Origin of the sequence: Prescottella soli (assembly GCF_040024445.1) — a bacterium.
Lineage (GTDB): Bacteria > Actinomycetota > Actinomycetes > Mycobacteriales > Mycobacteriaceae > Prescottella > Prescottella soli.
The window spans coordinates 51,939-77,968 of the sequence record NZ_CP157276.1; the positions used below are offsets into that span (position 1 = coordinate 51,939).

Below are 26,030 nucleotides of genomic sequence, written 5' to 3' on the forward strand. Positions count from 1 at the left end.
GGCTGCCGGGGTGATCTATCTGCACGAATGGCCACCGACGCGTCCCGACGCAGCGCAGGTGGCTGCAGAAGTGACATGTCTGGATCCAGGCATGTTCCCCGGTCACTTCCCGTCGCCGGCGCCACAGACCTTCCCGCCACCTGAACCAGGAACGGTCCCCGAGAGTTTCAATCCTGTGGCCGTCCTGACTTGCGGCGGCGGCTCGGGCAGAACGAAGGTTGGTGAGCGTCGTTCTATTGGCGATTGTCAAACAGGACAGTCGCACGACGACCCAGACCTGTGATGTTGCGCGGATGAACCGCGTCCGGGAATCGATGAATCAAACAAGGCCGACTAAAACGTGTGTAGGTCGTGATCCTCGCGGCGCGGCGCAGCGAGGACTTGGTCAAGGAGGCCGCACACGTACGCGCAGCCAGCCGTTGCCCCGCTGAACTATTCACCGACATGCTCGCCACACAGGATCCGTCGGTGTTGCGACGTTGACCAGAACCCGCCTCGTCGCTGCGGGTCATTCTCAGACCGCCGTCGACAATGGGATCGTAGTCAGCCCCGTTGCCCCCACACCGAGATCATTCCCATCGCGAAATCAATGAAGGTCGGGTCGTCGAACAGGGCCATGCCCGCGTCGAACTCATTGTTGTCGAGGTGGCCCGCAGCAATGATCGACTCTCGCATCTGGCTGCCGCCCACACGATAGAACTCTGCCATCGGGCTGCCGCCACGAACGTGCGGCACGTGCACATCGGTACCGATGTGCACGAACCCGTGCTCGGCGAGCATCGCCGGATAGTTGCGGGCACAATTCACATCGGTACCCATCGACCGATGCATGGCGTCCCACACTCCCGCGAACAGCCTGCTGTAGAGATTGTTCGGGGAGGTGGAGCTGAGCGGATCGATGCCTTCACTCAACAGGAGCCAGCCACCCGGAGCCAACCACGACACCACACGGCGGATGACCTCTTCCCGCTCGGGCATGTGCATGAGAACAAAGCGTGCGTGGATCACATCGAAACTGCCAGGCGGGAACTCCGCTGTGGTGATGTCCGCTTCCATTACCTCGAGGTTCTCGCGGGTATTCGGATCCAGGAACGCGGTGCTGCGATCGAGGGCGATGACGCGTCCCGAGCTAGCGCGGTCGGCGAGCGAAACGGCAACCGTGCCGGTGCCCGCGCCGATGTCCAAGCACCGTGAGTCCGACCGAATCGGCAGCGAGTCGAGCCGCGCGAACGTGATCTCGTCGTATGTGTGGGTGAGTGCGTTCAAGCGATCGCGCTCATCGCTGCGCTCATGCCCGAACAGTTCGTCGCCGTACCGACCGTTGGACGTCCTCGTCTGCACCATAGAACCCCGACCTCCATCGCACCCAGCGGGCGCATATGCGCAATTCCGACAAATCGACGATACGGTGCCACTCCGGTCAAACGACCATTAGACACGCTTCGATGTTGCGGATCAGCGAGCGCGGCGGCAGTGCAGCCGAGCGCACTCGAACGGAGCAAGTTCCCCCAGGACCTGATCGAGTCCGACGGCGACAACGACCGATGTCGCCGAACCCCACAGGGATTCGGCGCACACTCCGATCAGCACGATTCCCCTTGGCCGATCGAACTGCCTCGACCGTATCCCGAGAATCCGCGACCGGCGTGTGATCGCCGTCGTCAGGTGAGGCCAGACGCGGCGTTCGAACTGGTGTTCGAATATCGAGGGAGTGGGCGTGAGAGGCGGTGAGACGTGTGTTGGAGTCGCGGGCCGCGACAATCGAGCATCTGCGGCGGCGGATGGCCGAGACTCCCGCGTGCTCGGCCGGGTCGACACGTCCTTCGCTTGCCGCGCTAACCTGCACAGTTCCAACTTCCGATACTGACGAGCCGGATAACGAGCGGCAGCCATCGACGTCGCTGTGCACCCTGCCCGTGCCGGGCCCACTCGCCGACTTGCTGCCACATGGTGGTCTCGTCCGCGGCTCCATCGTCGAGGTCTCCGGTGTGGCGTCGCTCCAGGCGGGTCTCCTCGCCTCGGTCACGGGCTCCGGCAGGTGGGCCGCGCTGGTCGGTCGTCCCAGCCTGGGTCTGCTGGCGGCTGTGGAGATGGGCGCGGCGCTGACCTCCGCCGGTGCGCCGTCGTGAGCGACTTGGGTACGGCCGATCCGGTAGAGGTCGCGGCTGTCCTGGTCGACGGGGTCATTCTGGTGGTCCTGTCGCTCGGGGGTGTCGACGTCCCGCCGAGTCGTTCCCGCGCGGTCGCCGCTCGAACCTGGAAGAACGACTCCCTTCTCGTCGTCACCGAGGGGCGCTGGCCAACTGTCGACCTGCACCTCGACGCCCGGGCCGCCAGCTACGAGGGGATTCGGCGCCGGCTACGGCGGGATCACCGGGGTCAGCCTCGATGTCGAGGTCACCGCCCACAGCCGCCAGACCAGTCGTGCCCGCGTCGACGTCCGCGGCGGACAGGGCGCAATCTCGTGGACGACCGCCGAACACGCGGCAGCCCCGGCTGCCCTGACGGTCGCTCGATGACCGGACCGGGCCTCGACGGCTGGACCGAATCCTTCCCGGAATCCCCGGTCCTGCGCCGACTCCTCGTACCGGCCGACGTCATCGTCGACACCTCGAGCATCTTCCCCGGCGGTGCGGGCTTCACCCGCGCCGACCTTCTCCCGCTCCGAATCCATATTTGCGCAGTGCAATTGGAAACGCGCATGCGCGGGACCCTCCGCAACTGGCTCAAGTTGGCTTCTCTGCACTAAGCAAGGAGACTCGCCAGCATTCGAACCAAGGTGGTTCCGAGGCGTCATCAAATTTGGGAATCGCGGACACACGGGGGAGGGCCTATCGCGGCGGCGTTCCACGGCCTCCGGATTCGGTGGCCTCGAATCGGCTCGCAACAGCAGGGATTGGCGGAGATATGGACAGCCGACAGCATTCAGGATCGGCGCAGCTGGCCAGTACCAGAGTGTATGAGAGCGCCCCGGCCGACGAGCTCGACCGGGGCGGTTCAGCACGGAGGGGTCGCTAGCGCACGAGTGCGATGCCGACGCTGGGGCCGCCGTCTGGGATCTGGACGAGCGGGCTGTTCCACCAGGTCTGCGGCGTCGCGTCGTAGGTCAGTCTTTGGTAGGGCTGCGGGGTTGCGGGCGGGCGCACGTTGACCACGATTGGTTCGAGGCCTTGGTGGACGACGGCGAAGCGGTCTGGCGCGGTGGCACCGACCCCGACGAACTTCGTTGTCGGCGAGTTCAGGGCGTCGATCTCGTAGACGCGCCGGTACTCGGTCGCGTATGTCGTGCCCATCTTCGTTGCGTTGACGACCACGTCTTGAATGGCCTCGTAGATCGGGAATCCCGCGTTGCGGGCAGCGATCAGTGTCTGAGTGGTGATTCCTTGTGGGGCGACGCTGTCGCCGGAGGCGAGGCTGGATGCTGCGGTGGTGATTGGCGCCAACGGGTCTGCGTTCGGGGTGGCTGCTGCGGGAACGGCCCCACCCATTACCGCTGCTGCGGTGATGGCTGTCGCAGTCAGCAAATGCTTCAATTGACGTGCTTGCATGATGATCTCCCCCTGTTTGTTGTGGCGTTGCGTGACCGCAGGGGACGACTAGCGCCCCTCCCCGCCCCTTCCTTTGGTATCTCGTCGAGTCGTCTGACTTCGTTACTGACGTGCATACCGTTCCGCAGAAGTGTGAACGGGTATGGCAGGCGTTGGTGCAGCCTCTCGCTCAGGAGAGGTCGATGAGTCCCTGAAGGATCGATCTCCAGGCACCGTTGACGACGTCATGAGGAAATCCGAGCAGCTCTCCGATGCCGTGGAATGCGAGGTCGAAGGGCGCCAATGCGATCACCGCGCTGCCCATGACGAGGAGGTCGTTCACAGCGACCCCGTCGAAGACCATACCGAGAGAGCCCATCGAATCTCCGTCCCTTCCATTCGAATTCGCGGACACCGAGTGGTGTCGCACTGTCTATCGGGTGTGCGTCACGAGATTGTTTCAGCGATGGAGGACACTGTGGTCGGCAGCGACGTGTCTCCTGCCGGAGTATGGGTTCACGGCGCACGATCTCGTGGTAGCCGGCGTGCGATGACGGCCGCGCCGGCCAGAATTGCTGAGTAGGCCAGGACGTAGAGGTTCACGAGCACGTCCCACGGGATCCATGTGGGTGGGAACAAGTACAGCCCGACGACCAACCGGCCCGGGAACTGGTAGGCCCATGATCCAGCGACACCGAAGAGCGCGACCGTTCCCAGCCACCACCATGCGTTCGTCAGGGCGCGGTGCACGGTCCAGACGAGCAGTGGAACGAACCACACCCAGTGGTGGCTCCACGAGAACGGGGAGACGACCGAGGCGGTGAACCCTGCGATGGTGACCGCAAGCAGGGTCTCTCCACCGCGGTGCAGTCGCGCAACCACCCACAAACTCACGGCGATGATGATTGCCGCGAGCAGCAACCACAGCCACGTAGGAGTTGGTTCGCCGATGATCCGGGTGAGCGCCCCGCGCAGTGACTGGTTCGCCGCGTGCCCCTCATCCGCGATTCGGGTGGAATCGAAGAACGTCTCCGTCCAGTACTGCCACGAATCCCTGGGCAGCACAGCCCAGCTGACGCCTATCGTCGCAGCGATGGTGACGGTCGCGACCGCGGCGGCCCGCCATTGCCGCAGAGCCAGGTAGTAGAGCACGAAGTACGCCGGCGTCAGCTTGATTCCCGCCGCGATCCCGACCCCGATGCCCTTGAGCCTGCTGTGCTCGTCCCGGTAGGCATCCCATAGCACCAGCGCCATCAGCACCAGGTTGATCTGTCCATAGAACAGCGTCGTGCGGACCGGTTCGAGGAACGCGAAACTGCAGGTCAGCAGCGTCGACACGGCAACCGCGTGGCCACCAAGGCGGTAGCCCAGCATCCGCCAGCACAGGGCGACGATCGCCGCCAGGAGAACGACGTTGACGCCCATCCAGATGTACTTGTCGATCTCGCCCGGCAGCAGCCCGAACGGGAGGAACATCAACGTCGAGAACGGCGTGTAGGTATACAGCAGACCGTGAATCACCGGTTCGGTGTATAGCGGCAGCCCAGCCATCACATGCCGCGCCCCGTCGCGGTAGACATCGAGATCAGCGCCGCCCATGAACAGCCCGGTGTACGGCATCCGCGGGTTGACCGTGGTGAACAGCAGCACCGTCGCCGCCGTCGCGATCACGGCGATGACAGCAAGCGTCGGCCATCCTGCAGGGAATTGTCGATCGCTTTGTGCCTCGGTGACATCGGAGTCTGATGCCGGCAGATCTCTGGTGCCGCCACGCATGATGAACAGTCCCTCCCCGGACCCCGCCTCAGCCCTTCTGCGAAGACGACGCCCAACCAACGTAACCTACCGCGCGGTATGAAAGTTGGATCGGGTCCAGCGCTGCGCCGATGCGGTGAAGGCTCGGTGCGGTACCGTCACAGCAGTTCGAATGGTCGTCGACCATGGGGGGATGAAATGCCGTTCAGTAGGAAGATTTCTGGTGGGGTGGCCGCGGGTGTAGTGATCGCGGGAGGGGAGCCGGCATCGGCCGAAGCTCTCTCCGAACTCGTGTCCGCGGAGACAAATTGCGGTTCGATGCCGGGGCCGCGATCCACGGCGTGAGCTCCGCCGACAGCTTCCCTGGCGGCACGCAGCCCTCCAGAGTGGTTGCGCTCCAGAGCTTCCAGGGGCTTGCAGGCATAGCGGTCGACGGCGGCAACGTCCATCTCACCGACCACCAGAACAAGCGTGCCCTCGCGCTTCCTGTCGACACGCGCACGCCCGGCCCCAGCACAGGACGTATCGACATCCCGTGCGGCAGCTGATCCAATCCGGGCGGGAAGACCCGGAGCGGCGCGTGATTGCGGGCCATCCCGTGGAACGACTATCCGATCCCCATAACGGCCGATATCCACAGGCGATCGATCTGCCCTTGCTGTACGACTACCGCGAAAGGTGCCCTCCGGATGCAATTCTCGGAACGGATCGTCGGTCACATCCCGAATCGTTGGCTCACTCGACTGCTCGAGCGTGCCGAGATGGTCAAATTCCTCGTCGTCGGGGCCATCACGTTCGTGGCGACCGTGGTCCTGTACTTCGGGTTGAAGTGGACAGTGCTCACCGACAAGCCCATCACCGCCAACGTGCTCGCGGTCCTCGTCGCCACGATCCTGTCGTACGTCCTGAACCGAGAATGGTCCTTCGCCGAGCGCGGACGCCGCCCGCGACATCACGAAGCCGCCCTGTACTTCACCGTGGCCGGAATCGGGGTCGCAATCAACCAGATCCCGCTCGGGATTGCGAGATACGTCTTCGACCTGAGGGTGCCCCACGTGTCGCTCGTCGTCGATAACGTCTCCGACTTCGTCAGCGGCTCCATCATCGGAACGCTCATGGCGACCGCCTTCCGGTGGTGGGCAATGCGGCGCTTCGTCTTTCCCGACCAGACCTACACCGGACAAGCCCCGGACGAGGAAATCGCACGAGCGGTGGAACGCATCGGCGGGGCCGGCGAAACGGAATGACAGTGGGCTGGCCACGGTGTCCAGCGGTCAACCACAGCCGCTGAGCGCGCGCCGATCGGTCAACGGCCGGTAACAATCGACGCCCGCACAACGACATTGGCGATGTGCAGGTCGCTCATGCGGTTAGCGTCACGCACACCAGGGGTGGTCCATTCGGCCGAGGGGGAAGCATGGCTGTTGTGAAGAAGTGCGCCGTCGGCGTCGCAGCCGCGGTGGTCGTCGTGGAGATGGGATCGGCGGGTGCGGCGGCGGCGGAGCCGCTCGCCGATGCCGGCATGGCCGTCCAGTCCTTCCTTCTCGACGTTGGCGTGCCAGTACCGGGGCAGACGGCATTCGCGTTTCCGACGGCCGACTACCTCGTCCGTGTCGCCGCCGACAACGGTGCCGTATACGTGGCGAACAACAGTGATACCGCCAAGGAAGTTCTCGTTCTTCCCGCCGGCGCCTTCGCACCTTCTGTTCTGCCGCTGGGCGAGCTCACCGACGTTTGGGGCATTGCAGTCGAGAACGGCAACGTGTACGTCCTCGACCAGGACCGGGTCCTCCTCCTCGAGGCCGGACACTCGACGCCGACGGTTCTACCGTTCGCTGGGTTGCATCAGCCGTTGGGCATCGCGGTCGAGGACGGCAACGTCTACGTCGCAGACACGTTCAACCAGCGAGTCCTCGAGCTGCCCGCGGGGGCGTCGATCCCGACCGAGCTACCGTTCCGTGGCCTCGACGGCGGGCCGGTCGAGATCGCGGTCGATGGCGGTGACGTCTACGCCACCGACATGTATTCCAAGCGGTTGTTCACACTCCCTGCCGGAGCGCCGGAATCGACCGTCCTGCCCTACCGGGGCGAGAGCAACATCGCAAGCCTGGTCGCCCGCGACGGTGATGTGTACTACGTCGACGAATCGAACATGTACGACGGCGATTTCGGCTCCCTCGGCAAGCCCCCACCGGGCGGCACGGTCCGCAAAGTGCCTGCCGGCACCTCGACCCCGGTAACCCTGCCGTTCAGCGGCTTCCGCGGACTGACCGGCATCGACCTCGACGGCGACCGCGTCTACATCGCCGACTCGGGACACCGGCAGGTTCTGTCCCTGCCCGTCAACGCCACCGCACCCCAGCCCGGGACCGGCAGCACCACCCTCCCGTTCGGAAGCTGACAACGCCCCTACTGCGAGGAAGTCATCACCATGAATGCTCCCCGCTGATGCGACTCACCGCTCATTCAGAAGAGGCCTGGCCGGTTGGTCGAAGGGTAGGGGTGCCAAGTGCGGTGGCCCGGGCCGACAGGCGGCTTGTCTCGTCGCGTTTGCTGCGGAGGAAGGCCAGGGTGAGATCGATGCCTTCGATTTCGCCGAGCCAGCCTTCGTCGTGTGCGCGGTCGCGTCGCTGGAGCAGATCGGTTTCGATGTCGGTGAGCCGGGTGATCATTTTCGGGTCGACTCGGAGCATCGAACAGCGGATGCACCGTTGACTGAACTAACTCTGGGTTAGGGCAGGTCGGAATGCTCGGGGTTTGAGCTACGTCGGTAGCTTGCCCACGTGGTCGAATCGGAAGAGAGCGGACGCGACCTCACAAGCCTCGCAGTGCCCTGCGTCGGTCGGTTGGTGGCCACCGGCGAGCAGACGGTGCCGTATCACCTGCCGGACGCTGGCGGCGCGGTGGTCGAGCCGGTGGCGGTGTTCCTGCAGGAGCTGCCGGCCTCCGGGCGGTCGGCGTCGACGTTGCGCTCGTGTGACATGGACCTCTTGCGGTGGTGACGGTTCCTACTCGCGGTAGATGTCGGCTGGGATCGGGCGACCAGGCGGGAGGCCCGCGACTTCGGTTGCTGGATCCAACTGACGATCAAGCACCGGCGGCAGGCCACGAGGTCCGGCAGCACCGGACCGACGAATGTGATCGCGGGCGCGCCGAATCCGATCACCGGCAAGCCGGCACTGGGCGACCGTTATGCGCCGGCCACCGTGACGCACAGCGAGACTGTGTTGCGCAGCTTCTACGACTTCCACCGAGACGAGGGCACCGGCCCGATCCTGAACCCGTTTCCGCTCGCTCAATCCCGCCGGTCGCGTCGGGCGCACGCACACCACAACCCGATGGACGGTGGGCGCGCGAGCGGGTGGGACGTTACCGGCCGAAGGTTCCGCGCCGGGTCCCCCGAGCGATTCCCGACCAGCGGTTCAACGAGCTGTTCGCGGCACTGCCCTCTAACCAAGACCGGGCATTGGTCGCGTTCTGGATCTCGACCGGAGTGCGGGCGTCGGACCTTCGGGGGTGCAGCAGTGCGACATCGATCCGGGTCAGCAGTTGATCACCTTGGTGCGCAAGGGGACTCGTGCGAAACAGCCGGTTCCGGAGTCGGCGGATGCGTTCGTGTGGCTGCGCTTGCATCAGGAAGAGATGCACGGCGAGGTTCCCCGAGGTCGCACCCAGCCGGTGTGGTGGACGCTGCGCCGACCTCGGCGACCGTTGAATTACCCTGCGGCGCACAGGATGTTCGCGCGAGCCAACGCCGCAGTTGGATCTGACTGGACTTTGCACGATCTGCGGCACAGCGCCGCGGCCAGGATAGCTCGCGACCCGCAGCTGATGCTGAGCGACGTGCAGCTCGTCCTGGGTCACGCGCACCTGTCTACGACCGAGATCTACCTGACCCCCGACAAGGATGAGGTGATCGCCGGGGTGCTGGCCCTTCACGCGCGCATCGCGGAACAGCGCGAGAAACTGGTGCCTCCGCCGCCGTCACCGGGCTATGACCCGCAGGCGTTGAGTGTGCTGTTCGGGAGGATGCTGTGACCACCTTCGTCAAACACTTCACACGCAAGCCGCTGCCGGCCGCCACTGCCGTCGCCGCAGAACAGCGGGCCCGGAACAGTCAGCTGCGCAATCGGTTTCCTCGTCGATCGGCGGAAGGCTGGTGTCCCCACACCGCGGCGCCTGCGGAGCACGTTCAGCAACGGCTGACCACGGCACCGTTCGTGGCCGTGGCAGCCGCCACGAACGCCGGCCGACGGCGCGGGGTGGCCAAGCTGCTGCGCTGGCTGTCATCGTTTCCCGGGGACACCTGGCAGGACCGCTGGTTGGCCAGCGGCGCGGAGGACCGTCCCGGGACCGGATGGATCGAGCTGCCGAAGCGGTGGCTGTCGGGGCATGGCGAGGCCGCGTCCTACGACTCGACGGATCTGCCCTCGGGCTTGTTGATGCTGATCGGCGCGGACGTCATCCGCCGGATGGACGCCTACGCCGCAGCGGTCGCCGTCGCGCTGGCCGGTCCGGATCCGTGGCAGGGCTTCGTCGGCTACGTCGAGGCGGTGTGCGCAATGCAGGCCGCCGACCGAGGCTTCGCCGACGTCCTCACCATGACCTTCCCGACCGCCAAACGTCTAGAGGCCCGCCGAGCCGAGGCCTACGACGGTTTCCTCGAACTCATCGCCCGAGCTCAGGCCAGCGGCCACCTGCGTGGAGTCCGCCGGGTCCAGACGTTCCGTGCATCCAGTGTGCTGCGGCTGTGTTTAGCTGCAGGTATGGGGTGGGCGACGCGGGAGATCGGTATTGCGGCCGGAGTCGGAGTTGCAGCGGCCGCTGCATGGTGTGTGCCCGCGGGCATTGGGGGGTTGACGTTGGTGGCGTTGGTGGTGGGTGGGTTCGTCGGGGTTGTGGTCGGTTCGGTGTCGGTGGTGGGCGGCGCTCTCGCGGTGCGGTCGGCGCAGGTGTGGCCGCCCCGGTCGGCGCGCTGTTGGCGGCATAGGTTCGCGACCTGTTCGGCTGCTGCTGTGTTCCTGCTGGTCGCGGTGGTCTTCGTCTGGAGCGTGCTGGCTTCGACGACGCCCGGGCAGGTGCTCTCATCGGTCGGAGGGTGGTTCCTGGGGATCTCGGCGGTGTGGTCGGCGGTGACGTACATGTGCACGATGTTCCTCGCGCCGGCCGCTGAGTCCGCTGCACTTCGTTGATGTTTGAGCTGGGACGACCAAGGTGGGTGGGATGTCGACGTTAGTGCGGCTCCTCGACAGTGAGGTCCTTCAGCTGTGATCCTCAGCTGTCAGTGGCGTGGATCTGACCGATGAGAGTCGCAGGTATCAGCTGTTTTCGGTCTACCTCTGTCTCGTGGAGAAGTAGCGAAGTTCGTGGTCGTCCGCCTTGCGGGCCGTTCTGCGGATCAGTTGTCGGCGGGCGGACCTCTCACATTCACGGCGATCCTCAAAGGTCATACCCCTTGATGACACAGTTGGCTACGCCAGCACTGCTGTTGACAGGTCTGAAACGTGGGTTAGCGTTGCTAGCAGTAGCGACTGACGGGAGCTACAACATGGGCTCGGACCTCATCACCCGTGCCGCCGCACTGATCGCCGTGCCGGGTACCGCGGTGGTCTACTGCGCCGACGTGTCCCGCGCGATTGTGCTGCGACCGGCTGTGGCGTTGGTCGACGACCGTGCCCTGGTCGTAGTGACCGGAAGCGTGCATCGATATCGAGACCGGCGGATGCCCGTGCCCGGGTTTGCTCGGGGTTCTGGCAACCGGGACAAGTGCGGTGCTGGCCACGGTGGCCGCGCACTGGGTACAGGCGATCGCTGCGGGCGCCGCGCTGGTCCCGCTGTTGGTCTGGATTGTGCTCTACGCGCAGGTGAGCGTCCCAACCGATCGACAACTGGCAGCGGCCGTCGACGCCGGGAATATGCTGCCGAATGTGCAGGTGCTGCAAGCGAAATGGGGCAGCGTTACCGGCGCTCGTGCGTTGCTTCGGGGTCTGGCACCGGCTGCCCTATGCGTGGTGCTGATGATCTGACACGCTGCGCCCGCAGATCCACACCAGCCGACATCAACTGAAGGAGCACGGCATTCGATGTTTCAGCTCAGGATCTACACTCTGCGATCGACTGAAGCTCTGCAGCAGTATGCGAAGGTTCACTGGGCCCGCCACGTGGCGACTTTCACGAAGTTCGGGGTCACCACGCACGGTGTGTGGACAGAGCGAAGCGGCGGCGCGAGTCGACTCGTCGCGCTGATCGACTACCCACCGGGCGCCGATCCCGAACAAGTGACGCGGCAGGTCATGGCCAGCCCAGAATTCGCCTCCGACATGGCTGGATTCGATACCGACGAGATCGTCGACGTTCAGTCGATGCTGCTCGACCCGACGTCATTCTCGCCCATTCATTGACGAAATCCCAGGGGTGTTCGACGTGACCGTCACCATCGTCGGCTACACGCTCGCTGGACTCCTCGCCGCGGGCATCATCTTCATCGGCGCGCGCTTCCTCGTCGCGCCGCGCGTCGCCGCCGCCGCCTACGGTGTGCTGCCGGATCTCGACCAGCCGTCCGTTGGCGCCTACTTGAGCGTAAAGGGCGTGCGCGACATTGCAACGGGGCTGTTCGTCATCATCCTGATGGTCGCGGGCGCGACCCACCTCGTCGGCTGGGTGATGCTGGCCGCCACGATCATTCCGCTCGGCGACGCAACCATTGTGCTCCGCAATGGTGGCTCGAAGTCCATCGCTTGGGGAGTACACGGCCTCACCGCCGCCGTCATGCTCATCACGTCTGCGCTCCTGCTCGTGTCCTGAGGCGGAGGAAACGTGGCCGCGGCATTCACCGACATCACCAACCCGCCACATTGGACAGAACGAAATGACCGAGATGAGAGCCGATCTATTGTCCCCGCCGGGGAGCGCCGCATACCGGGCCGCGACCAACCCGCACAACGCCACGGTGGTGCAACGTCCGGCGATGGTGGCTCACCCGGGCAGTGCCGAGGAGGTCGCCCAAGCCGTTCAGTGGGCCGCCCAGCGCGATCTGGGGGTCGCAGTACAGGCCAGCGGGCACGGCGCGGGTGCTCCGATCGAATCCGATCGGGTGCTGGTAGACACCTCCGGATTGAACGCGGTGCAGATCGACGCGCACGCGCGCGTCGCCCACATCGGTGCGGGCTCGACGTGGTCGGCGGTCAACGCGGTCGCCGAACGCGATGGGCTGCTTGGACTGGCCGGGTCCTCGACCACGGTCGCCGTCGCCGGCTACACGTTCGGGGGTGGAGTCGGATTCTTGACCCGCCCGTATGGGCTGGCCAGCTCGGCGCTCCTGGCTGTCGACTACGTCGACGGCCACGGGCAGATACGACGGGCGGCTGAGGACGCCGTCGACGCCGTCGATCGCGAGGCGTTGTGGGCGTTCCGGGGCGGGGGTGGGGTCGGATTGGCGATCGCTCTGACCGTTGAACTCGTGGCGCCCCAGCATCTGTGGGCCGGTTATCGCTTATGGAGCATCGACGCGCTTGTGCCCGTCGTCGATGCGTGGGTGAGTGCTCTGGGGCAGATCGGTGATGCGCTGTCGACAAGTATCAGCGTGCTGCACACACCGCCGGGTGCGCCAACGTTTCCCCTGGCGCTGCAAGGTGTGCCGACCGTGCATCTGGCTTTCGCCTCACCGCAAGGTCCCGACACGGCGATCCCGCTGCTGCGCGCCCTGTCGATTGCGCCGGCGCCTGTGGTGGACAGCAGCTGGGCGCCCGCCGACGCGGCTCGGCTTGCCCAGATTCACCTCGACCCACCCAATCCGATCCCCGCGCTGGGTATCGGCCGATGGCTTGGGCCCAGCGCGCCGGCCGTGACAGCTGACGTGTTGGACACCGCAGCTGCAGCCGACTCGCCGGTAGCAATGGTCGAGCTGCGCAACCTGGACAACAACGCACACACCCGCGACGGGGCGACAACCGCGGTACCCGGACCTTTCCTGCTGCACGCGGTGGGTACCGCTAACGACGTCGCCTCACGCTCGCGCACCGAGGACGGGTTGTCCAAAGTGCGCGCCGCTTCGATCGCGGCCGACATCGGACGCTCCGCGGCGTCGTTCGCCGACGGCCGTGGCGCGGACGCTGACGGGCTGGACCATTCGGGGATGCAGCGTCTCGCCCGTATCAGCGCTGCCCTCGACCCTGACCGGCGATTCGCCCCGTCGCGACTGCTGGCCGCGCTGAACGATGCATGACAGCACAGTGATTCGTTCGAAAAGTGAACGGCGGGACGGTTAGCAGGGGAGTGGGCGTTAGCGAGATCCATCGGCGCAAGCCCGGTCGTACGCGGAGTCACCGGGCGGCCATCGGTGCCGGTGTCGAGCTCAACTGACGTAGGCGATGGCTGAAGAAGGTGGTCAACTGCTCGACGGCGGGCCGCACGTACTGTTCGATGTCGTAGAGGTCGTTGTGGCTCGCGCCCTCGATCCAGTGGAGTTCCTTGGGGTACTGGGCATTCTGGAACGCCGCGATGCTCATCCACGCTGTGACGGCTTCGTGCCCGACGACCATCAGCAGCGGGCGTGGCGCGATCAGGTCGACGACTCCGAAGGCGTCGAACGAGGCGATCTTGTCGATGCTCGGCCAGGTGAAGGTCCGCGCCGATCGAGGGTGCCGGGCACGGTCGGTGCGGTAGTACTCGAATCCCTCCAACCCGTGCCGGCCGCCCAGGGCGAGTGCCTGCTCGGCGGAATCGGGGAAGAGGGACAAGCCTGGCGAACTCTCGCCGCGCGCCTCCGCGGAGCGCGCCGCCGCTGCGTTGTCGAGCAGGTCTCGGATGATGTTCGGATCCTGCGTGCCGTCAGCACCCATTCGGAACTGACGGCCGATGTCGACGGCGCTGACGGTTGCGACGGCTCTGACGCGGTGGTCGGTCGCTGCCGCAGTGATCGCGTATCCGCCGGAGGCGCAGATGCCCAATGCCCCAATGCGGTCGGGGTCGACGTCGCTGTGGGTGGTGAGGAACGAGACCGCGGCCTTGATGTCCTCGACCCGGTGTGCGGGGTCCTCGAGGCCACGCGGCGTGCCTTAGCTTTCGCCTTGATAGGCGGCATCGAATGCGAGGGTGACGAATCCTGCCTCGGAGAGGCGGCGGGCGTACAGGCCGGCGGCCTGCTCCTTCACGCCGCTTCCCGGATGGCCGACGACGATTGCAGGGTGCGGAGCCGCGCCGTCGTCGGGTGTGTACAGATGGCCGGCAAGCTGCAGTCCGGCACTGGGGAACGTGACGTTCGATTTCACGACGGTGATCTCCGTTCGCGCAGGGTGGCGGGCCAGGAGGTCAGGCCCGGCGGCGCTGTCGGGGTTCGAAGGCCGCATCTCCACGCTCGCGTCGTCCACGTCGGGTGCCCGGCCTGCGCCGCGAGGAGTTGGCCCAGCTCACGCACGTCAGCGTCGACTACATAGTCCGGCTGGAGCAGGGTCGTACTCGCCGGGTCTCCCGCCCCGTCCTCGACGCGCTGGCGGACGCCCTACAGTTGGCCCCCGACGAGCGCAAGTACCTGTTCACGGTGCCGACGAAGTCCCGTCGGCTGCCGTCCGGCGGCGGAATCGCTCGCCCGTCGCACCGCAATTGCAGCAGCTGATGGACACGATGCCCGACGTTCCCGCGATGGTGTTGCGGCGTCGCATGGATGTTCTGGCGTGGAACCGCGGCGCCGTGTCCCTTCTGGCCGACTTCGGTGCGATACCCCCAGCCGAACGCAACCTCATCAGGCTCACCTTCCTCGATGAGGCGTTTCGGGCGTTGTACGCGGACTGGCCACGGGCCGCCCGCGACTGTGTCGCCGTTCTGCGGATGGAGGCGGGCAGAGACCCGCACGACCCGAACTTGAATGCGCCGGCATCCCATCGTCGGCCCGCTCGAACTCGAGGTCCAGCAATTCTCCGTCGACACCCACCCGGACCAACTGCTGGTCGCCTACACCGCCGAACCCGACACGCCGCCACACGACCCGCTGCGATTCCTCCTCCAATGGTCCGGGAAAGAGCCGACCGACACTGGTATGCACCGGTGAGCAGGTGGAGTGTGAAGACATGCCGACAACACTCATCACCGGAGCGAACAAGGGCCTCGGATTCGAGACCGCCCGTCAACTCGCCGCCGCCGGCCACACCGTGTACATCGGCAGCCGCAACGACGTACGCGGCCAGGCCGCCGCAACCGAACTCGGTGTCCGAGCAATCCAGATCGATGTCACGGACGACGCATCCGTCGACGCCGCGGCACGAACGATCGATGCGGCCGGGGGCCTCGACGTCCTCGTCAACTGCGCGGGTATCGAGGAACGGACGCCGGACGGTGGCCTTCTCGGCGCGGCGGATCTCACCTCCGTCGACCGACCCGAGTACGCCTACGCCGGCGTCGCCTACCCCGCATCGAAAACCGCGCTCAACATGCTCACCGTCCAGTATGCGAAGGCATTTCCGTCGATAAGGGTCAATTCGGTCGATCCGGGCTTCACAGCCACCGACCTCAACCGCCACACCGGTACCCAAACGGTCGAAGAGGGAGCCGAGATCATCGTGCGTATGGCCCAGGTGGGGCCGGACGGTCCTACGGGCGGTTACTTCTCCGCGGCGGGTCCGCTGCCATGGTGACCTACCCCGTGGTCGGGGGTGCGGGCACCAATCACCAACGCCCGCTGCGTCAGTCCGATTCGGACAACCGAGAGCGGATCCGGCGTTCGACGAACAATGGGACGAACTCCCGGATCGGCCGGTCGTGGAAATCCTCGAGCGCTCGCGCGATCATTGCGTCTACTTCGCTGTCGGACAGGCGTGGGTAGTCCCGCTTGATAGCGTGCGCCGCCTCACGCAGTGCGGCTTCCTCTTTGGTGTTCGCCACTGCAGGAGTCGACCACGTCACGGTGAACAGCATCTGACGAACGGGAGAACATTTCCCGCAGTCGCCTTCCCGTCCCGAAACCGCCACGTGGGCGGAAAATGGTTCGTACAGTGGGAAGGTCGCCGCCGGGGTGATTCGCTCGACGGTGGCCGCCGCGCCGATTCCGCCCAGCTTCCGGTGCGGTGGAAGACGGCGCGAGTGCAGGTGTTCGGCGTGCAGTCGGCTCGTTCCGATCAGGTGGGGCAGGACATGTTGCCCGGCAGCAGCATCCGGTCGAACTCGTGCTTGTGGGTGCTGATAGGGACGTATTGATGTCGCTGGGCGAACCCGGGAGTGCCGGGTCAGGTAGGACGGTGCGGAATGCTGTTCGGACGGGACGGCGAGATCGACCTCATTGCCGACTTCGTCGGTGGCGACGCGCGGTTCGCGTCGCCGGTACTCGTCCTGAGTGGCGAGCCGGGAGTGGGTAAGACAGCGCTGCTCGACGTGGCCGCCGATCTCGCTGAGAAGGCCGGACGAACGGTGTTGCGAGCGACGGCACTCGAGTACGAGGCCAAGCTGACTTACGGTGCGCTCAATCAGGTTCTGCATCCACTACTCGGCCGGCTGCCGTCGCTCGACGAGGTGCATCGGCGGGCGATCGCGGTGATCTGCGGGCTCGAGGCCGGGTCACCTCCCGGTCAGTTGATCGCAGGCGCCGCCACCCTCGCGCTCGCAAGCCATGCCGCGAGGGCGACTCCCTTGTTGTTCGTCGTCGATGACGTTGCGTGGCTTGATCTCGCGAGTGCGATGGCCTTGACCTACCTCGCGCGGCGGATTCGTGAGGTCGACATCCGAATCCTCGTCGCCGCGCGATCGGAGATCGAGAACGTGTTCGTACGCAGTGGGTTCGACGCGCACATACTCGCGCCGCTCTCGGACGAGAGCGCCGACGCGCTGCTGGCCGATCGCTTTCCTGCGCTGCCCGCGAATGTGCGCGGGCGGATTCGCGCCGATGCGGCAGGCAACCCATTGGCGTTGCTCGATCTACCCGCGGCACTCGAGGGTGACCCCCGACCGCTGCGCGACCCGCTCCCTCTCACCGACCGGCTCACGTCGTTGTATGCGCAGCGTCTGCGGAATCTTCCGCCGGGTACACGGGAGATGCTGCTGTTCGTGGTGCTCGCCGGTGCCGAGAACAGTCTGACGATCGAGAACTGCGTGCCGACTCAGGAAGGGCGAATCGACCTGCCTCCGGCCGAAAAGGCCGGCCTCGTGCGCTTGAATCCCCGGTCGGGCCGCATGGAGTTTCGCCACCCGTTGATCCGCTCGGCGGTGTTCGAACTCTCGACGAGCGAGGAGCGGCGCCGGGCGCACGCCATCCTCGCGCACGCCTTCGCCGACGACCCGTCACGCCGTGCCTGGCATCTCGGGCAATCGGCATCGGCCCCGGATGAAGAGGTGGCGCGCCTGCTCGAACAAGTCTCGGACGACCTGCTGGAGGCCGGCAACAGTGCGCGCGCCACTGCAGCGATGCTCCGTGCCGCCGAGCTGAGCCCTCGGCGCGAGGACCACGCGCGCCGGGTGGCCCGTGCCGCCTATCTCGGGTCCCTCGTCACTGGTGAGCTCCAAGAGAGCCCGCGGTTGCTCGCAGACGCACGCCCCGCCCCGAGTGACGCCCCGTCGCTGTCCCACGTGATCGCGGCGGCCTTCCACCTTCTCAACAGCGAGGGCGACGCATCGAGCGCACAGCGGCTGCTGATCGCGGCGCTCGACGCTCTGCCCGGCAGCCTCGATGCCACGGACGAAGCGATCGTCGAAGCGCTGTTCACCCTGATGTCCGTCGGGTTCTATGCAGGAAGGTCCGAGTTCTCGGTCGCCTCACGACGCCAGCTCGACAGGATCGTGCCGGAGCCGCACGAGGCGCTCGCGTTGCTCGACCGCGCCTTCACCGACCCCGCTCGCGCCGACGCCGCCGTGCTCGACCGCCTCGATGCCGCGATCGACGCGCTGCGCTTCACGTCGAACCCGGTGCAGATCACGCGGGTAGCGACCGCCGGGGCCTATCTCGACCGTGTGCAGTTCGCGCTCGAGCCGCTCTGGCGGGTCGTCGAGGACGGTCGCCGCGGCGGGGCCGCCGCAAAGCAGATCGAGGCGCTGTTCCTGATCGGGAACGATGCCTACTTCGCCGGCAGGTGGGACGAGCTCGAGCAGGTCACCGACGACGGCCTGCGCCTGTGCGACGAGCTCGGGTACACGCTCACCGCGGCTCCCGGACGTTTCCTGCGCGCGCTGGTCGACGCCGCGAGAGGGCATGAAGTTGCGGCCGACCGCGCCGCCGAACAGTTGCTGCTCTGGGCGGCGCCTCGTCGCCTCTACGCGCTCGCGGCGTACGCATCGCATATCCGCTGCATGCTCGAGCTGCCGCATGGGCGGTTCGAGTCGGCTTATCGGCACGCGGCCTCGGTCAGCCCCGTCGGCGCCCTGCAGCCGTTCGTTCCACACGCGGTGTGGCTCGTCTTCGACTTGGTCGAGTCGGCAATCCGATCGGGCCGCACTGAGGAGGCCGCCGCGCATCTGCGAGCCGTCGACGCGGCCGAACTCGGGGCCCGTTCGCCGCGACTGGACCTGCTCGTGAACGCTGCCGGCGCACTTGCCGATCCCGAACAGTGGCGCGAGCGCTTCTCCGCCGCGCTTGCGATCGAGGGAAGCGAACGATGGGTCTTCGACCGCGCTCGTGTGCATCTGGTCTACGGCGAGCAACTCCGGCGCGCCCAGGCCACGGCCGAGGCGCGCCTTCAGCTCGCCGCGGCGCTGGACGGTTTCCGCCGACTGCGTGCGCACCCCTGGGTCGAACGAACCCTGAGGGAATTGCGGGCGTCGGGCGGGGGTGAGCCCGGCGCCGACCCGCTGACACCCCAGGAGGCCGCCGTCGCGCGCCTCGCCGCCACCGGCCTGACGAACAAGCAGATCGCAGCCCAGTTGTTCCTGTCTCCACGCACGGTGTCGACCCATTTGTCGCGGGTGTTTCCCAAGCTCGGGATAGAGTCGCGCGGCGCGCTCCGCGACGCCCTCGACCATCGCTCGGAACTCCTGCACTGATGTACGTCATCTGACGGATGCTCGAGCTGAAGGCGCCCAATAGATTCGCTCGTGTCCACCGACCGAGAAGGAGTCACCATGAGTGCCACGATCGTCCTCGTCCACGGAGGGTTCGTCGACGGGTCAGGATGGCGCGGGGTCTACGACGAGCTGAAGGCCAACGGCTTGGACGTGCGCATCGTGCAGAATCCCACGAAGTCGCTGACCGACGACGCCGCGATCACTCGCGATGTGCTCGACACCATCGACGGCCCCGTCGTGCTCGTGGGCCACTCGTACGGCGGCGCCGTGATCACCGAGGCCGGCACCCACGAGAAGGTCGCCTCGCTCGTCTATGTCACCGCCTTCGCGCCCGACCAGGGTGAGTCGGTGAACACGCTCATCGGCACGTTCCCGGCGGACGGCCCGCAGCCGCCTATCCTGCCGCCGGTCGACGGGAACCTCTACCTCGATCGGGCGAGGTTCCACGATTCGTTCGCGGGCGACGTCGCGCCAGAGGAAGCCGCCTTCATGGCTGACTCGCAGGTGCCATGGGGACTGGACGCCCTCGGCGGCACCGTCACCGAGGCCGCCTGGCGCGTCAAGCCGAGCTGGTACCTGCACGTGACCGACGACCGGATGATCCCGCCCGGCGCGCAAACCGCGATGGCCGAACGCATGGGTGCAACCGTGGCCGAGACGCCAGGCAGCCACGCGATCTACGTGTCACAGCCGAAGGCGGTCGCCGACCTGATCCGCAAGGCGGCGGCGAGCATTTCGGCCGGACCGGCCTGAGACCGACGAACGCTGGAGCCCGAGTCCGTTCCGTCGGACTCGGGCTACGGCTCGTCGGCGAGTTCTCGCGGGACGGCTACGGCGTCGACCAGCGCGCCGTTGCGCCACACCGTGACCTCGACGCGCCGGCCGATGGTGCCTTCGACCATGTGCGCCTGGATGTCGGTCGCGGTCGCGACGGGACGCCCTTCGATCGCCACGAGGATGTCGCCTTTGCACAGTCCCGCCGTCGCGGCGGCACTCCCGGCCACGACCTGAGCGACCTGGACGCCGCGCTTGCGTCCCAGCTTGGCGGCGAGCGCTGGCGGCAGGGGCACCTGCATTCCGGCGATCCCGAGCCAGCCGCGGCGAACGCGTCCCGTCCGCATCAGGGAGGCGATGATCCGCTCGGTCGTCGTGTTGATGGGCACAGCAAGCCCGACGCCGACCCCGGCGACGGCGGTGTTCACTCCGACCAGGCGACCGGTGCTGTCGGCAAGCGCACCGCCGCTGTTGCCGGGGTTCAGGGCTGCATCGGTCTGGATGACCTCGTCGATGACCCGGCCCGACCGCGTCGGCAGCGACCGACCCAGAGCGGAGACGACGCCGGCGGTCACGCTGCCGGCTAGGCCGAGTGGACTTCCGACGGCAACGACCAGCTGCCCGACCTGGAGCTGGGCAGCATCTCCACGGGTCACGGCCGCCGGCACGTCGCCCCTCGCCCGCAGGACCGCCAGGTCGGAAAGCGTATCCCGGCCGGTGACATCCGCCATCACCTCGCCGCCGTCCGAGAAGGTCACTTCGGCCTGCCTCGCCCCGTCGACGACGTGGGCGCTGGTCAGGATGTAACCGTCGGGGGTCAACACCGACCCGCTGCCGCCCCCGGTGCCCCGTCGGGTCTGGACACGCAGGCTGACGACGCTCGGGAGCACCCGCTGAGCGACATGGATCACGGCCTCGGAGAACGCGTCCAGTGGCTCCAAATCCTCACTCATACGAGTATCGAACGCCCGCGCCGGTGCGGGCGATACCGGCGTTCGCGCAGAGCGGAAGCCGAAGCACTTGAGTCTGCCTCGACATCGGGCGGACCGTTAGGTTCGGTGCTGAGAACCCTCACCGCGCTGGTGCGTTCGGCTCGACGCGACCGCCGCGGGTGCGACCATTCTGCTCATGCCGCGGACGCCGCGACGCGGAGCGGGGCCAGTGCGGCACTCCATGCGATGAGTTGATCGAGCATGGTTCTCAGGGCCGTGACCTGGTGGTCGCCGGGGGCGAAGGTGGTGTAGTGCTCGAAGTCGGCCGACAGCGACAAGGTGACCTGCTGGCGTACGTCTGCCATCTGCAGTTCTCCCGCGAGTAGTCGCAGGTTCTCGGCGGCGCGGGCGCCGCCGAGTCCGCCTGTGGTGACCAGCCCGACGGCCTTGTTGTTCCATTCTGCGTACAGGTAGTCGAAGGCGTTCTTGAGCACGCCGGGGATGCCGTGGTTGTACTCGGGGGAGACAATGACGAACCCGTCGAATGATGCGATCGTGGCCGCCCACTCCCTGGTGTGGTCGTGCTGGTACTGGCCGAGTGCCGGGGGCATGGGTTCGTCCAGGTGGGGAAGCGGATGATCGCGCAGGTCGACGAGCTCGAATTCGGCTTCGTCGCGTTCGGAGGCGATGCGGTGGACCCATCGGGCGACCTGCTCGCTTACGCGGTTGGGTCGGGTGCTGCCGAGGATGATGCCGATCCTGGTCATGGCGAATCACTCCTGGTCGGAATGGAATTGGGGTTCAGCTCAGATGCTGTGGCCGAACATCCCCGTCAAGCCTGTTCACTGTCCCCAAACCTACGCTCATTTGATGACGTGTCAACAAACTCTAGGATGGGGGCATGGCGACGCGGTGGTTGGACGAGCGAGAGGATCGGGCCTGGCGGGGCCTTCGCTACATGCATGCCGACTTGAGCGCGCACCTGGCGCGGCAACTGACTCGGGAATACGGACTCACCGAAGCCGACTACACCGTTCTTGTCGCCGTGTCCGAGGCGCCCGAGCGACGGATTCGGTCGCGCGATCTGGGTCGTGCACTGGGGTGGGAACGCAGCCGGCTCTCCCATCAAATCGCCCGAATGGAAGCCCGCGGCACCGTCCGCCGCGCTCCCTGCGACGGCGACGCACGCGGCTTCGACGTCGTACTCACGGATGAAGGCATGGCAGCCATCGAAGAAGCGGCGCCCCTGCACCTGGCCGGTGTGCGTCATTGTTTCGTCGACCTGCTCACGCCTGAGCAGCTCGAGGTGCTCGGAGATATCGCGGACATTGTCATGGGTCATTTGACCGCCGAGCATCTCGATTCGACCGGCTGATCAGCTCGATCGAGGGACGGGTGGCCGTCCACGCGTGGCGGTCGCACGTCGCAGCTAATCTTGCCAGGGCGGCTGCTCAACGATCGGGATGAGCTGGACGAGAACGGTTTCCGACGCGCGTCCCAGCCTCGCAAGCGTGCTGTAGCCGAACCGCGAGATCTTCGCGTCACGCCGCAGTTGACTTGAAACTTCTAGTGCGGGGACAATCGCCTTGACTTGAAATCTCAAATTAGCGCGGGTACCGGCTCCGGGTCGGACCGTCGCGTTCGGATCGGCGACACCCACCACATCGACACCCACCACATCGACACTGGGGGACGTCCAATGACCAACTTCGGTCCCAGCGGCCTCACGGAGTTCAACAGCCGCGTTGTCGCCGAGTTCCATTTGGTGGATGAAAATCGTTAATGGCAAGGGAGATTCGGAGGAGTATCATGCGTTTCGGCACTATCGGCGCAGGCACCATCGGACAAGCAATCGCCCGTCACGTCGTCAAGGCCGGCTACCCCATCACACTGTCCAATAGTCGAGGACCGCAGTCCCTTGCCGAGGTGATCGCGGAGATAGGTCCGCCGGCCTCGGCCGGTACGGTCGCCGAGGCGGCGCAGGCGGACATCGTCTTTCTCGCCGCACACTGGAAGGTCGTAGGCGATGTCCTCGACGCACTTCCGCACTGGAACGATCGCATTCTGGTCGACGTGACCAACACGCTGGACTTCGTCGATGGCGGAGTGGTTCCCGTCGATATCGGCGACAAGACCGGCAGTGAAATCGTCGCCGCACACGCCCCCGGCGCGCGGGTCGTCAAAGCGTTCAACACGCTCCACGCCAGTTACATTGAACCCGACCCCCGTCATGAGGCCGGCCGCCAAGTCGTCTTCTACGCCGGTGACGACGTCGACGCCAAGGCGACGATCCGCTCGATTCTCGACGAGTTCGGCTTCGCTTCAGTCGACGTCGGACCGCTACACGAAGGCGGCCAGCTCATGGATGTCAACGGAGGTCCGCTGTCGGGACTGCATGTCCTCAAACAGGATTGAGATTCGATCGAGGCCTCGAGTACAGCACGACAACGCCGACAGGGGTGAGCGCCGTCCGTTCACGGCGCTGTCTACTGCACCGAGCGGCAGGCAACTGTCGGCACCGCCGCGAACTCGACCCGCTGATCGCGCTTGCCGATCACGCTAGATTTCGGCGATCAAGATGGGGATGGCGGCTGGATCGCGGTGACGATGGTGTAGAGCTCGATGATGACGCCGTCCTTGGTGTGAGCGATGTCCATGCCGGTTACCGCCGGTTGGGAGCCGGCGGGCCCGTACTCGAAGCCGAGGTGGCCGATGTCGTCGAGATCCACCGCGTCGCCTGCGGGTCGGAAGACCCAGTCCGGGTTTTCGGCGCGAAGCTCTTCCGCGCGCCGTTCGAAGTCCTTGCGCCCGCGAATGATCCCGTCCGCTTCGTGCCACACGACATTTTCGGCGTAGTTCGCTGCGATGACCTCGGCCCGTCGGGCCGTGTCGGGTTCGTTGAACACTTCGAGAAGGTTGACTCGCATGAGGTCCGCAGGGAGTTTGGTCATGGTGAGTCCCTTTCATCGAGGTAGTCGATATCGTCCACCTTGGACGCTCCGACTTCGGGCGTCGCAGTTCGACGCGAGGTTGCTCAGCCGAGGTCTCGTTGCCGCGCCAACCATTGCTGCAGGTTCTCGACGTCGGGGACCAGCGCGCGGGTCCGGTCGAAGTCGGCCCGAAAGGACGGTGCGATCGCGAACCAGCGGAACATGCTCAGGAGGTCGTCGTTCGGACCGAGGACGTCCAGCGGTACTTCGACGAAGGCGGCGGGCACGCCGAAACGCTGTGCGACCAGTTGGGCGATCCGCTCGCCCGTCACCTCGTCTCCGGCGATCTCGACGGGCGCCGTACCCGGCTCCCGTCGCGTAAGGAGGGCCGTGGCCGCCTTGCCGATGTCTCGCACCGAAATCATCTGCAGTGGAACATCTCCCGGCATCGGAAGGCGGACGATCAGGCTGGCGCCGTCGCGGGCGATCACCCCAGGCAGGTTCTCCATGAAGAATGTCGGCCGGATGATGTTCACCGGAACGGCGGCGATCAGGAATTCCTCGATCCGCCCCTTGCTCTCGAAGTGCGGGACGCCGGTATTTCGTTCGGCGCCACCGACCGAGCTGAAGACCAGGAACGGCAGCGCCGCAGCCTGCGCGGCGTCCAGGATTGCGCGGCCGTGCGCGATCTCGCCTTCGACGCCGCGCGTCGCGGTGAAGTTCGTCATCGCGAAGGCGGCCGCTACGCCCTCGAAAGCGACGCGCACGGACTCTGGGGCGTCCAGGTCGGCGGCGACAACGGCGACGTTCCGCTCGGTCAGCGCTCGAGCCGCGGCGCTATCGACGGTGCGAGTGATCGCGCGGACCGGCAGACCGTGGTCGAGCAGCGCGTCGACTGTCGCTCCGCCCTGCTGACCGGTCGCGCCGACGACCGCGATCGGGGCGGTGCTGTCCGTGGGGCTCATCGGGTGTCCTTCCGGCCGGTGGGGAATCGGAGGGGATGGAGTATCCGGTGGGGGCGTCGCTCATGGTCGCAGCACCAACTTGCCGCGGGTGTGTCGCCGTTCGACCTGTCGGAACGCGTCCCGCACATCATCGAGGGCGAAGACCCCGGCGATCGGCACCTGCAGCTCGCCGCGTGCGACGAGATCGGCCAGTTCGGCGACCACCGCCGCAGTCGAGGCATCCGCGCCACCTGCCGACAACACCCCGAACTGCTCCACGGCGGCGAAGTCGGCGATCGTGTCGACCCTGTCAGTGGGCACGTCGAGGTCCTGGACCGCCATGGCGACATATCCACCACCGAAGAAGTCCAGCAGGGCGTCGATGCGCCCGGACGGCGCTGCGGCGCGCAGCCTCGCGGGCAGGTCGTCACCATAGTTGACCGGGATCGCGCCCTGGTCGGCGAGCCAGGCATCGTTGGACGGCCCGGCGATTCCGAGGACCGTGGCCCCAGCTCGTCGGGCGAGTTGAACGGCGATGGAACCCACGCCGCCGGCCGCGCCCGCGATCGCTACCGTCTCGCCCGGTACCAGGCGCATTGCCAGCACCGCGCCGTAGGCGGTAGCACCCGCGACGAACAGCGAGCCGGCCACCTCCCAGGAAACCTCCGGCGGCTTGGTAGCCAACTGGTTTGCCGGCACCGTCACGTATTCGGCGTGGCTGGACCGGCGCATGGAGAATCCCATCACCTCGTCTCCGACAGCGAAATCGCTGACACCGGAACCTAGTTCAGTAACCACCCCGGCCAGGTCGCTGCCCTGGCCGGACGGAAACGTCGCAGGGAAGATGTCCCGAACGGCACCTGAGCGGATCGCTGCCTCACTGATATTGATGCCGGCTGCCCGGACCTCGACCAGAACCTCACCGGCCTCCGGAACAGGGCGGGGGACATCGCGCACCTCGAGGACGTCGACGCCGCCGTACGAATCGAACTGCACTGCTCTGGGCACGTCTACCACGGTAGTATTTCCAGGGAATAAGGCAACCAGTCCGAGGATTTCGCGAACGATTGGACGGGCGCCTCGGCCGACAATCCCGGTGCCCTGCAAGCCGCCGAGATCGCCGACCCAGCCCGGCATCTGGGCGCGCCCGGAAGTGGGCGCGGTGATCGTTAAGGTCCTTGTGGCAGTGCA

32 protein-coding genes and 1 pseudogene are annotated in these 26,030 nt (G+C 66.3%); 19 read left to right on the top strand and 14 right to left on the bottom strand.

The annotated features are described in order from the left end of the window. Nucleotides 1–543: 543 nt before the first annotated feature. A complete protein-coding gene (locus tag ABI214_RS00285; RefSeq protein WP_348605218.1) occupies nucleotides 544–1,344 on the bottom strand; it encodes a class I SAM-dependent methyltransferase in 801 nt (266 codons plus the stop codon). Between the two features lie 593 nt (nucleotides 1,345–1,937). Between ABI214_RS00285 and ABI214_RS00290 the strand changes: the two genes are divergently transcribed. Both ABI214_RS00290 and ABI214_RS00295 read left to right on the top strand, forming a co-directional pair. Further along, on the top strand, nucleotides 1,938–2,129 hold the full coding sequence (locus tag ABI214_RS00290; RefSeq protein ID WP_348605219.1) for a hypothetical protein: 192 nt from the start codon (nucleotides 1,938–1,940) through the stop codon (nucleotides 2,127–2,129). A 386-nt stretch (nucleotides 2,130–2,515) separates the two neighbouring features. Then, entirely contained in the window at nucleotides 2,516–2,749 is a 234-nt protein-coding gene (locus ABI214_RS00295) for a hypothetical protein (RefSeq protein WP_348605220.1), read from the top strand. Between the two features lie 265 nt (nucleotides 2,750–3,014). Here the strand turns inward: ABI214_RS00295 and ABI214_RS00300 are convergent, their stop codons facing one another. From ABI214_RS00300 to ABI214_RS00310, 3 genes are all read right to left on the bottom strand, one after another. Continuing rightward, entirely contained in the window at nucleotides 3,015–3,548 is a 534-nt protein-coding gene (locus ABI214_RS00300; RefSeq protein WP_348605221.1) for a hypothetical protein, read from the bottom strand. 169 nt (nucleotides 3,549–3,717) lie between these two features. Next, nucleotides 3,718–3,906 carry a hypothetical protein gene (locus ABI214_RS00305; protein WP_348605222.1) on the bottom strand — a complete coding sequence of 63 codons (189 nt, stop codon included), beginning with the start codon at nucleotides 3,904–3,906 and terminating at the stop codon, nucleotides 3,718–3,720. A 137-nt stretch (nucleotides 3,907–4,043) separates the two neighbouring features. Further along, nucleotides 4,044–5,198 (bottom strand): glycosyltransferase 87 family protein, encoded by a 1,155-nt coding sequence (locus ABI214_RS00310; RefSeq protein WP_348605223.1) that lies wholly within the window; start codon nucleotides 5,196–5,198, stop codon nucleotides 4,044–4,046. A 470-nt stretch (nucleotides 5,199–5,668) separates the two neighbouring features. Between ABI214_RS00310 and ABI214_RS00315 the strand changes: the two genes are divergently transcribed. The 3 genes from ABI214_RS00315 (at nucleotide 5,669) to ABI214_RS00325 (ending at nucleotide 7,683) form a co-directional block, all read left to right on the top strand. Then, nucleotides 5,669–5,830 carry a hypothetical protein gene (locus ABI214_RS00315; protein WP_348605225.1) on the top strand — a complete coding sequence of 54 codons (162 nt, stop codon included), beginning with the start codon at nucleotides 5,669–5,671 and terminating at the stop codon, nucleotides 5,828–5,830. Between the two features lie 141 nt (nucleotides 5,831–5,971). Further along, nucleotides 5,972–6,529: a GtrA family protein gene (locus ABI214_RS00320; RefSeq protein WP_348605226.1), complete on the top strand. Its 558-nt coding sequence runs from the start codon at nucleotides 5,972–5,974 to the stop codon at nucleotides 6,527–6,529. Between the two features lie 170 nt (nucleotides 6,530–6,699). Then, nucleotides 6,700–7,683: a hypothetical protein gene (locus tag ABI214_RS00325; RefSeq protein WP_348605227.1), complete on the top strand. Its 984-nt coding sequence runs from the start codon at nucleotides 6,700–6,702 to the stop codon at nucleotides 7,681–7,683. A gap of 61 nt (nucleotides 7,684–7,744) precedes the next feature. Here the strand turns inward: ABI214_RS00325 and ABI214_RS00330 are convergent, their stop codons facing one another. Continuing rightward, complete coding sequence (locus ABI214_RS00330) at nucleotides 7,745–7,954, bottom strand: hypothetical protein (protein ID WP_348605229.1); 210 nt, start codon at nucleotides 7,952–7,954, stop codon at nucleotides 7,745–7,747. Between the two features lie 111 nt (nucleotides 7,955–8,065). Between ABI214_RS00330 and ABI214_RS00335 the strand changes: the two genes are divergently transcribed. From ABI214_RS00335 to ABI214_RS00365, 7 genes are all read left to right on the top strand, one after another. Further along, a complete protein-coding gene (locus tag ABI214_RS00335) occupies nucleotides 8,066–8,284 on the top strand; it encodes a hypothetical protein (protein WP_348605230.1) in 219 nt (72 codons plus the stop codon). Nucleotides 8,285–8,798: 514 nt separating this feature from the next. Next, nucleotides 8,799–9,320: a site-specific integrase gene (locus ABI214_RS00340; RefSeq protein ID WP_348605231.1), complete on the top strand. Its 522-nt coding sequence runs from the start codon at nucleotides 8,799–8,801 to the stop codon at nucleotides 9,318–9,320. Nucleotides 9,321–9,508: 188 nt separating this feature from the next. Then, on the top strand, nucleotides 9,509–10,474 hold the full coding sequence (locus ABI214_RS00345; RefSeq protein ID WP_348605232.1) for a hypothetical protein: 966 nt from the start codon (nucleotides 9,509–9,511) through the stop codon (nucleotides 10,472–10,474). Between the two features lie 579 nt (nucleotides 10,475–11,053). Next, on the top strand, nucleotides 11,054–11,308 hold the full coding sequence (locus ABI214_RS25415) for a hypothetical protein (RefSeq protein ID WP_408587415.1): 255 nt from the start codon (nucleotides 11,054–11,056) through the stop codon (nucleotides 11,306–11,308). Nucleotides 11,309–11,365: 57 nt separating this feature from the next. Then, nucleotides 11,366–11,683: an NIPSNAP family protein gene (locus ABI214_RS00355; protein WP_348605233.1), complete on the top strand. Its 318-nt coding sequence runs from the start codon at nucleotides 11,366–11,368 to the stop codon at nucleotides 11,681–11,683. A 22-nt stretch (nucleotides 11,684–11,705) separates the two neighbouring features. Then, nucleotides 11,706–12,086, top strand: coding sequence for a DUF4267 domain-containing protein (locus tag ABI214_RS00360; RefSeq protein ID WP_348605234.1), 381 nt, complete (start codon nucleotides 11,706–11,708; stop codon nucleotides 12,084–12,086). A gap of 64 nt (nucleotides 12,087–12,150) precedes the next feature. Then, entirely contained in the window at nucleotides 12,151–13,506 is a 1,356-nt protein-coding gene (locus ABI214_RS00365; RefSeq protein WP_348605235.1) for an FAD-binding oxidoreductase, read from the top strand. Between the two features lie 97 nt (nucleotides 13,507–13,603). On the opposite strand, the gene ABI214_RS00370 is transcribed toward ABI214_RS00365, so the two are convergent. Further along, nucleotides 13,604–14,293, bottom strand: coding sequence for an alpha/beta hydrolase (locus ABI214_RS00370; RefSeq protein WP_348612052.1), 690 nt, complete (start codon nucleotides 14,291–14,293; stop codon nucleotides 13,604–13,606). 45 nt (nucleotides 14,294–14,338) lie between these two features. Then, the gene (locus ABI214_RS00375; protein ID WP_348605236.1) at nucleotides 14,339–14,650 is read right to left on the bottom strand and encodes an alpha/beta hydrolase; all 312 of its coding nucleotides are present in this window, start codon (nucleotides 14,648–14,650) and stop codon (nucleotides 14,339–14,341) included. A 5-nt stretch (nucleotides 14,651–14,655) separates the two neighbouring features. On the opposite strand from ABI214_RS00375, the gene ABI214_RS00380 reads away from it, so the two are divergent. The 3 genes and pseudogenes from ABI214_RS00380 (at nucleotide 14,656) to ABI214_RS00390 (ending at nucleotide 15,910) form a co-directional block, all read left to right on the top strand. Next, complete coding sequence (locus ABI214_RS00380; protein WP_348605237.1) at nucleotides 14,656–14,895, top strand: helix-turn-helix domain-containing protein; 240 nt, start codon at nucleotides 14,656–14,658, stop codon at nucleotides 14,893–14,895. Nucleotides 14,896–14,921: 26 nt separating this feature from the next. Further along, nucleotides 14,922–15,327, top strand: a pseudogene (locus ABI214_RS25420) (hypothetical protein). Nucleotides 15,328–15,346: 19 nt separating this feature from the next. Further along, a complete protein-coding gene (locus ABI214_RS00390) occupies nucleotides 15,347–15,910 on the top strand; it encodes an SDR family NAD(P)-dependent oxidoreductase (RefSeq protein ID WP_348605239.1) in 564 nt (187 codons plus the stop codon). 49 nt (nucleotides 15,911–15,959) lie between these two features. On the opposite strand, the gene ABI214_RS00395 is transcribed toward ABI214_RS00390, so the two are convergent. Next, nucleotides 15,960–16,157: a three-helix bundle dimerization domain-containing protein gene (locus tag ABI214_RS00395; protein WP_348605240.1), complete on the bottom strand. Its 198-nt coding sequence runs from the start codon at nucleotides 16,155–16,157 to the stop codon at nucleotides 15,960–15,962. 360 nt (nucleotides 16,158–16,517) lie between these two features. Here ABI214_RS00395 and ABI214_RS00400 point away from each other — a divergent pair, with 360 nt between their 5' ends. Beyond that, nucleotides 16,518–19,238 (top strand): AAA family ATPase, encoded by a 2,721-nt coding sequence (locus tag ABI214_RS00400; protein WP_348605241.1) that lies wholly within the window; start codon nucleotides 16,518–16,520, stop codon nucleotides 19,236–19,238. A gap of 78 nt (nucleotides 19,239–19,316) precedes the next feature. Further along, the gene (locus ABI214_RS00405; protein ID WP_348605242.1) at nucleotides 19,317–20,012 is read left to right on the top strand and encodes an alpha/beta fold hydrolase; all 696 of its coding nucleotides are present in this window, start codon (nucleotides 19,317–19,319) and stop codon (nucleotides 20,010–20,012) included. A gap of 44 nt (nucleotides 20,013–20,056) precedes the next feature. On the opposite strand, the gene ABI214_RS00410 is transcribed toward ABI214_RS00405, so the two are convergent. Together ABI214_RS00410 and ABI214_RS00415 are read right to left on the bottom strand one after the other, a co-directional pair. Then, nucleotides 20,057–20,986 carry a S1C family serine protease gene (locus tag ABI214_RS00410; RefSeq protein ID WP_348605243.1) on the bottom strand — a complete coding sequence of 310 codons (930 nt, stop codon included), beginning with the start codon at nucleotides 20,984–20,986 and terminating at the stop codon, nucleotides 20,057–20,059. A gap of 173 nt (nucleotides 20,987–21,159) precedes the next feature. Beyond that, nucleotides 21,160–21,732: an NADPH-dependent FMN reductase gene (locus ABI214_RS00415; protein WP_348605244.1), complete on the bottom strand. Its 573-nt coding sequence runs from the start codon at nucleotides 21,730–21,732 to the stop codon at nucleotides 21,160–21,162. Nucleotides 21,733–21,866: 134 nt separating this feature from the next. Between ABI214_RS00415 and ABI214_RS00420 the strand changes: the two genes are divergently transcribed. Beyond that, the gene (locus ABI214_RS00420; protein WP_348605245.1) at nucleotides 21,867–22,340 is read left to right on the top strand and encodes a MarR family winged helix-turn-helix transcriptional regulator; all 474 of its coding nucleotides are present in this window, start codon (nucleotides 21,867–21,869) and stop codon (nucleotides 22,338–22,340) included. A gap of 54 nt (nucleotides 22,341–22,394) precedes the next feature. Here the strand turns inward: ABI214_RS00420 and ABI214_RS00425 are convergent, their stop codons facing one another. Then, complete coding sequence (locus ABI214_RS00425; RefSeq protein ID WP_348605246.1) at nucleotides 22,395–22,727, bottom strand: hypothetical protein; 333 nt, start codon at nucleotides 22,725–22,727, stop codon at nucleotides 22,395–22,397. Between the two features lie 47 nt (nucleotides 22,728–22,774). Between ABI214_RS00425 and ABI214_RS00430 the strand changes: the two genes are divergently transcribed. After that, a complete protein-coding gene (locus tag ABI214_RS00430) occupies nucleotides 22,775–23,380 on the top strand; it encodes an NADPH-dependent F420 reductase (RefSeq protein WP_348605247.1) in 606 nt (201 codons plus the stop codon). Nucleotides 23,381–23,538: 158 nt separating this feature from the next. Here ABI214_RS00430 and ABI214_RS00435 read toward each other — a convergent pair whose 3' ends face one another. The 3 genes from ABI214_RS00435 to ABI214_RS00445 form a co-directional block, all read right to left on the bottom strand. Beyond that, on the bottom strand, nucleotides 23,539–23,871 hold the full coding sequence (locus tag ABI214_RS00435) for a nuclear transport factor 2 family protein (RefSeq protein WP_348605248.1): 333 nt from the start codon (nucleotides 23,869–23,871) through the stop codon (nucleotides 23,539–23,541). 128 nt (nucleotides 23,872–23,999) lie between these two features. Continuing rightward, the gene (locus ABI214_RS00440; RefSeq protein ID WP_348605249.1) at nucleotides 24,000–24,860 is read right to left on the bottom strand and encodes an NmrA/HSCARG family protein; all 861 of its coding nucleotides are present in this window, start codon (nucleotides 24,858–24,860) and stop codon (nucleotides 24,000–24,002) included. A 60-nt stretch (nucleotides 24,861–24,920) separates the two neighbouring features. Then, nucleotides 24,921–25,847: an NADP-dependent oxidoreductase gene (locus ABI214_RS00445; protein ID WP_348612055.1), complete on the bottom strand. Its 927-nt coding sequence runs from the start codon at nucleotides 25,845–25,847 to the stop codon at nucleotides 24,921–24,923. Between the last annotated feature and the right edge of the window lie 183 nt (nucleotides 25,848–26,030).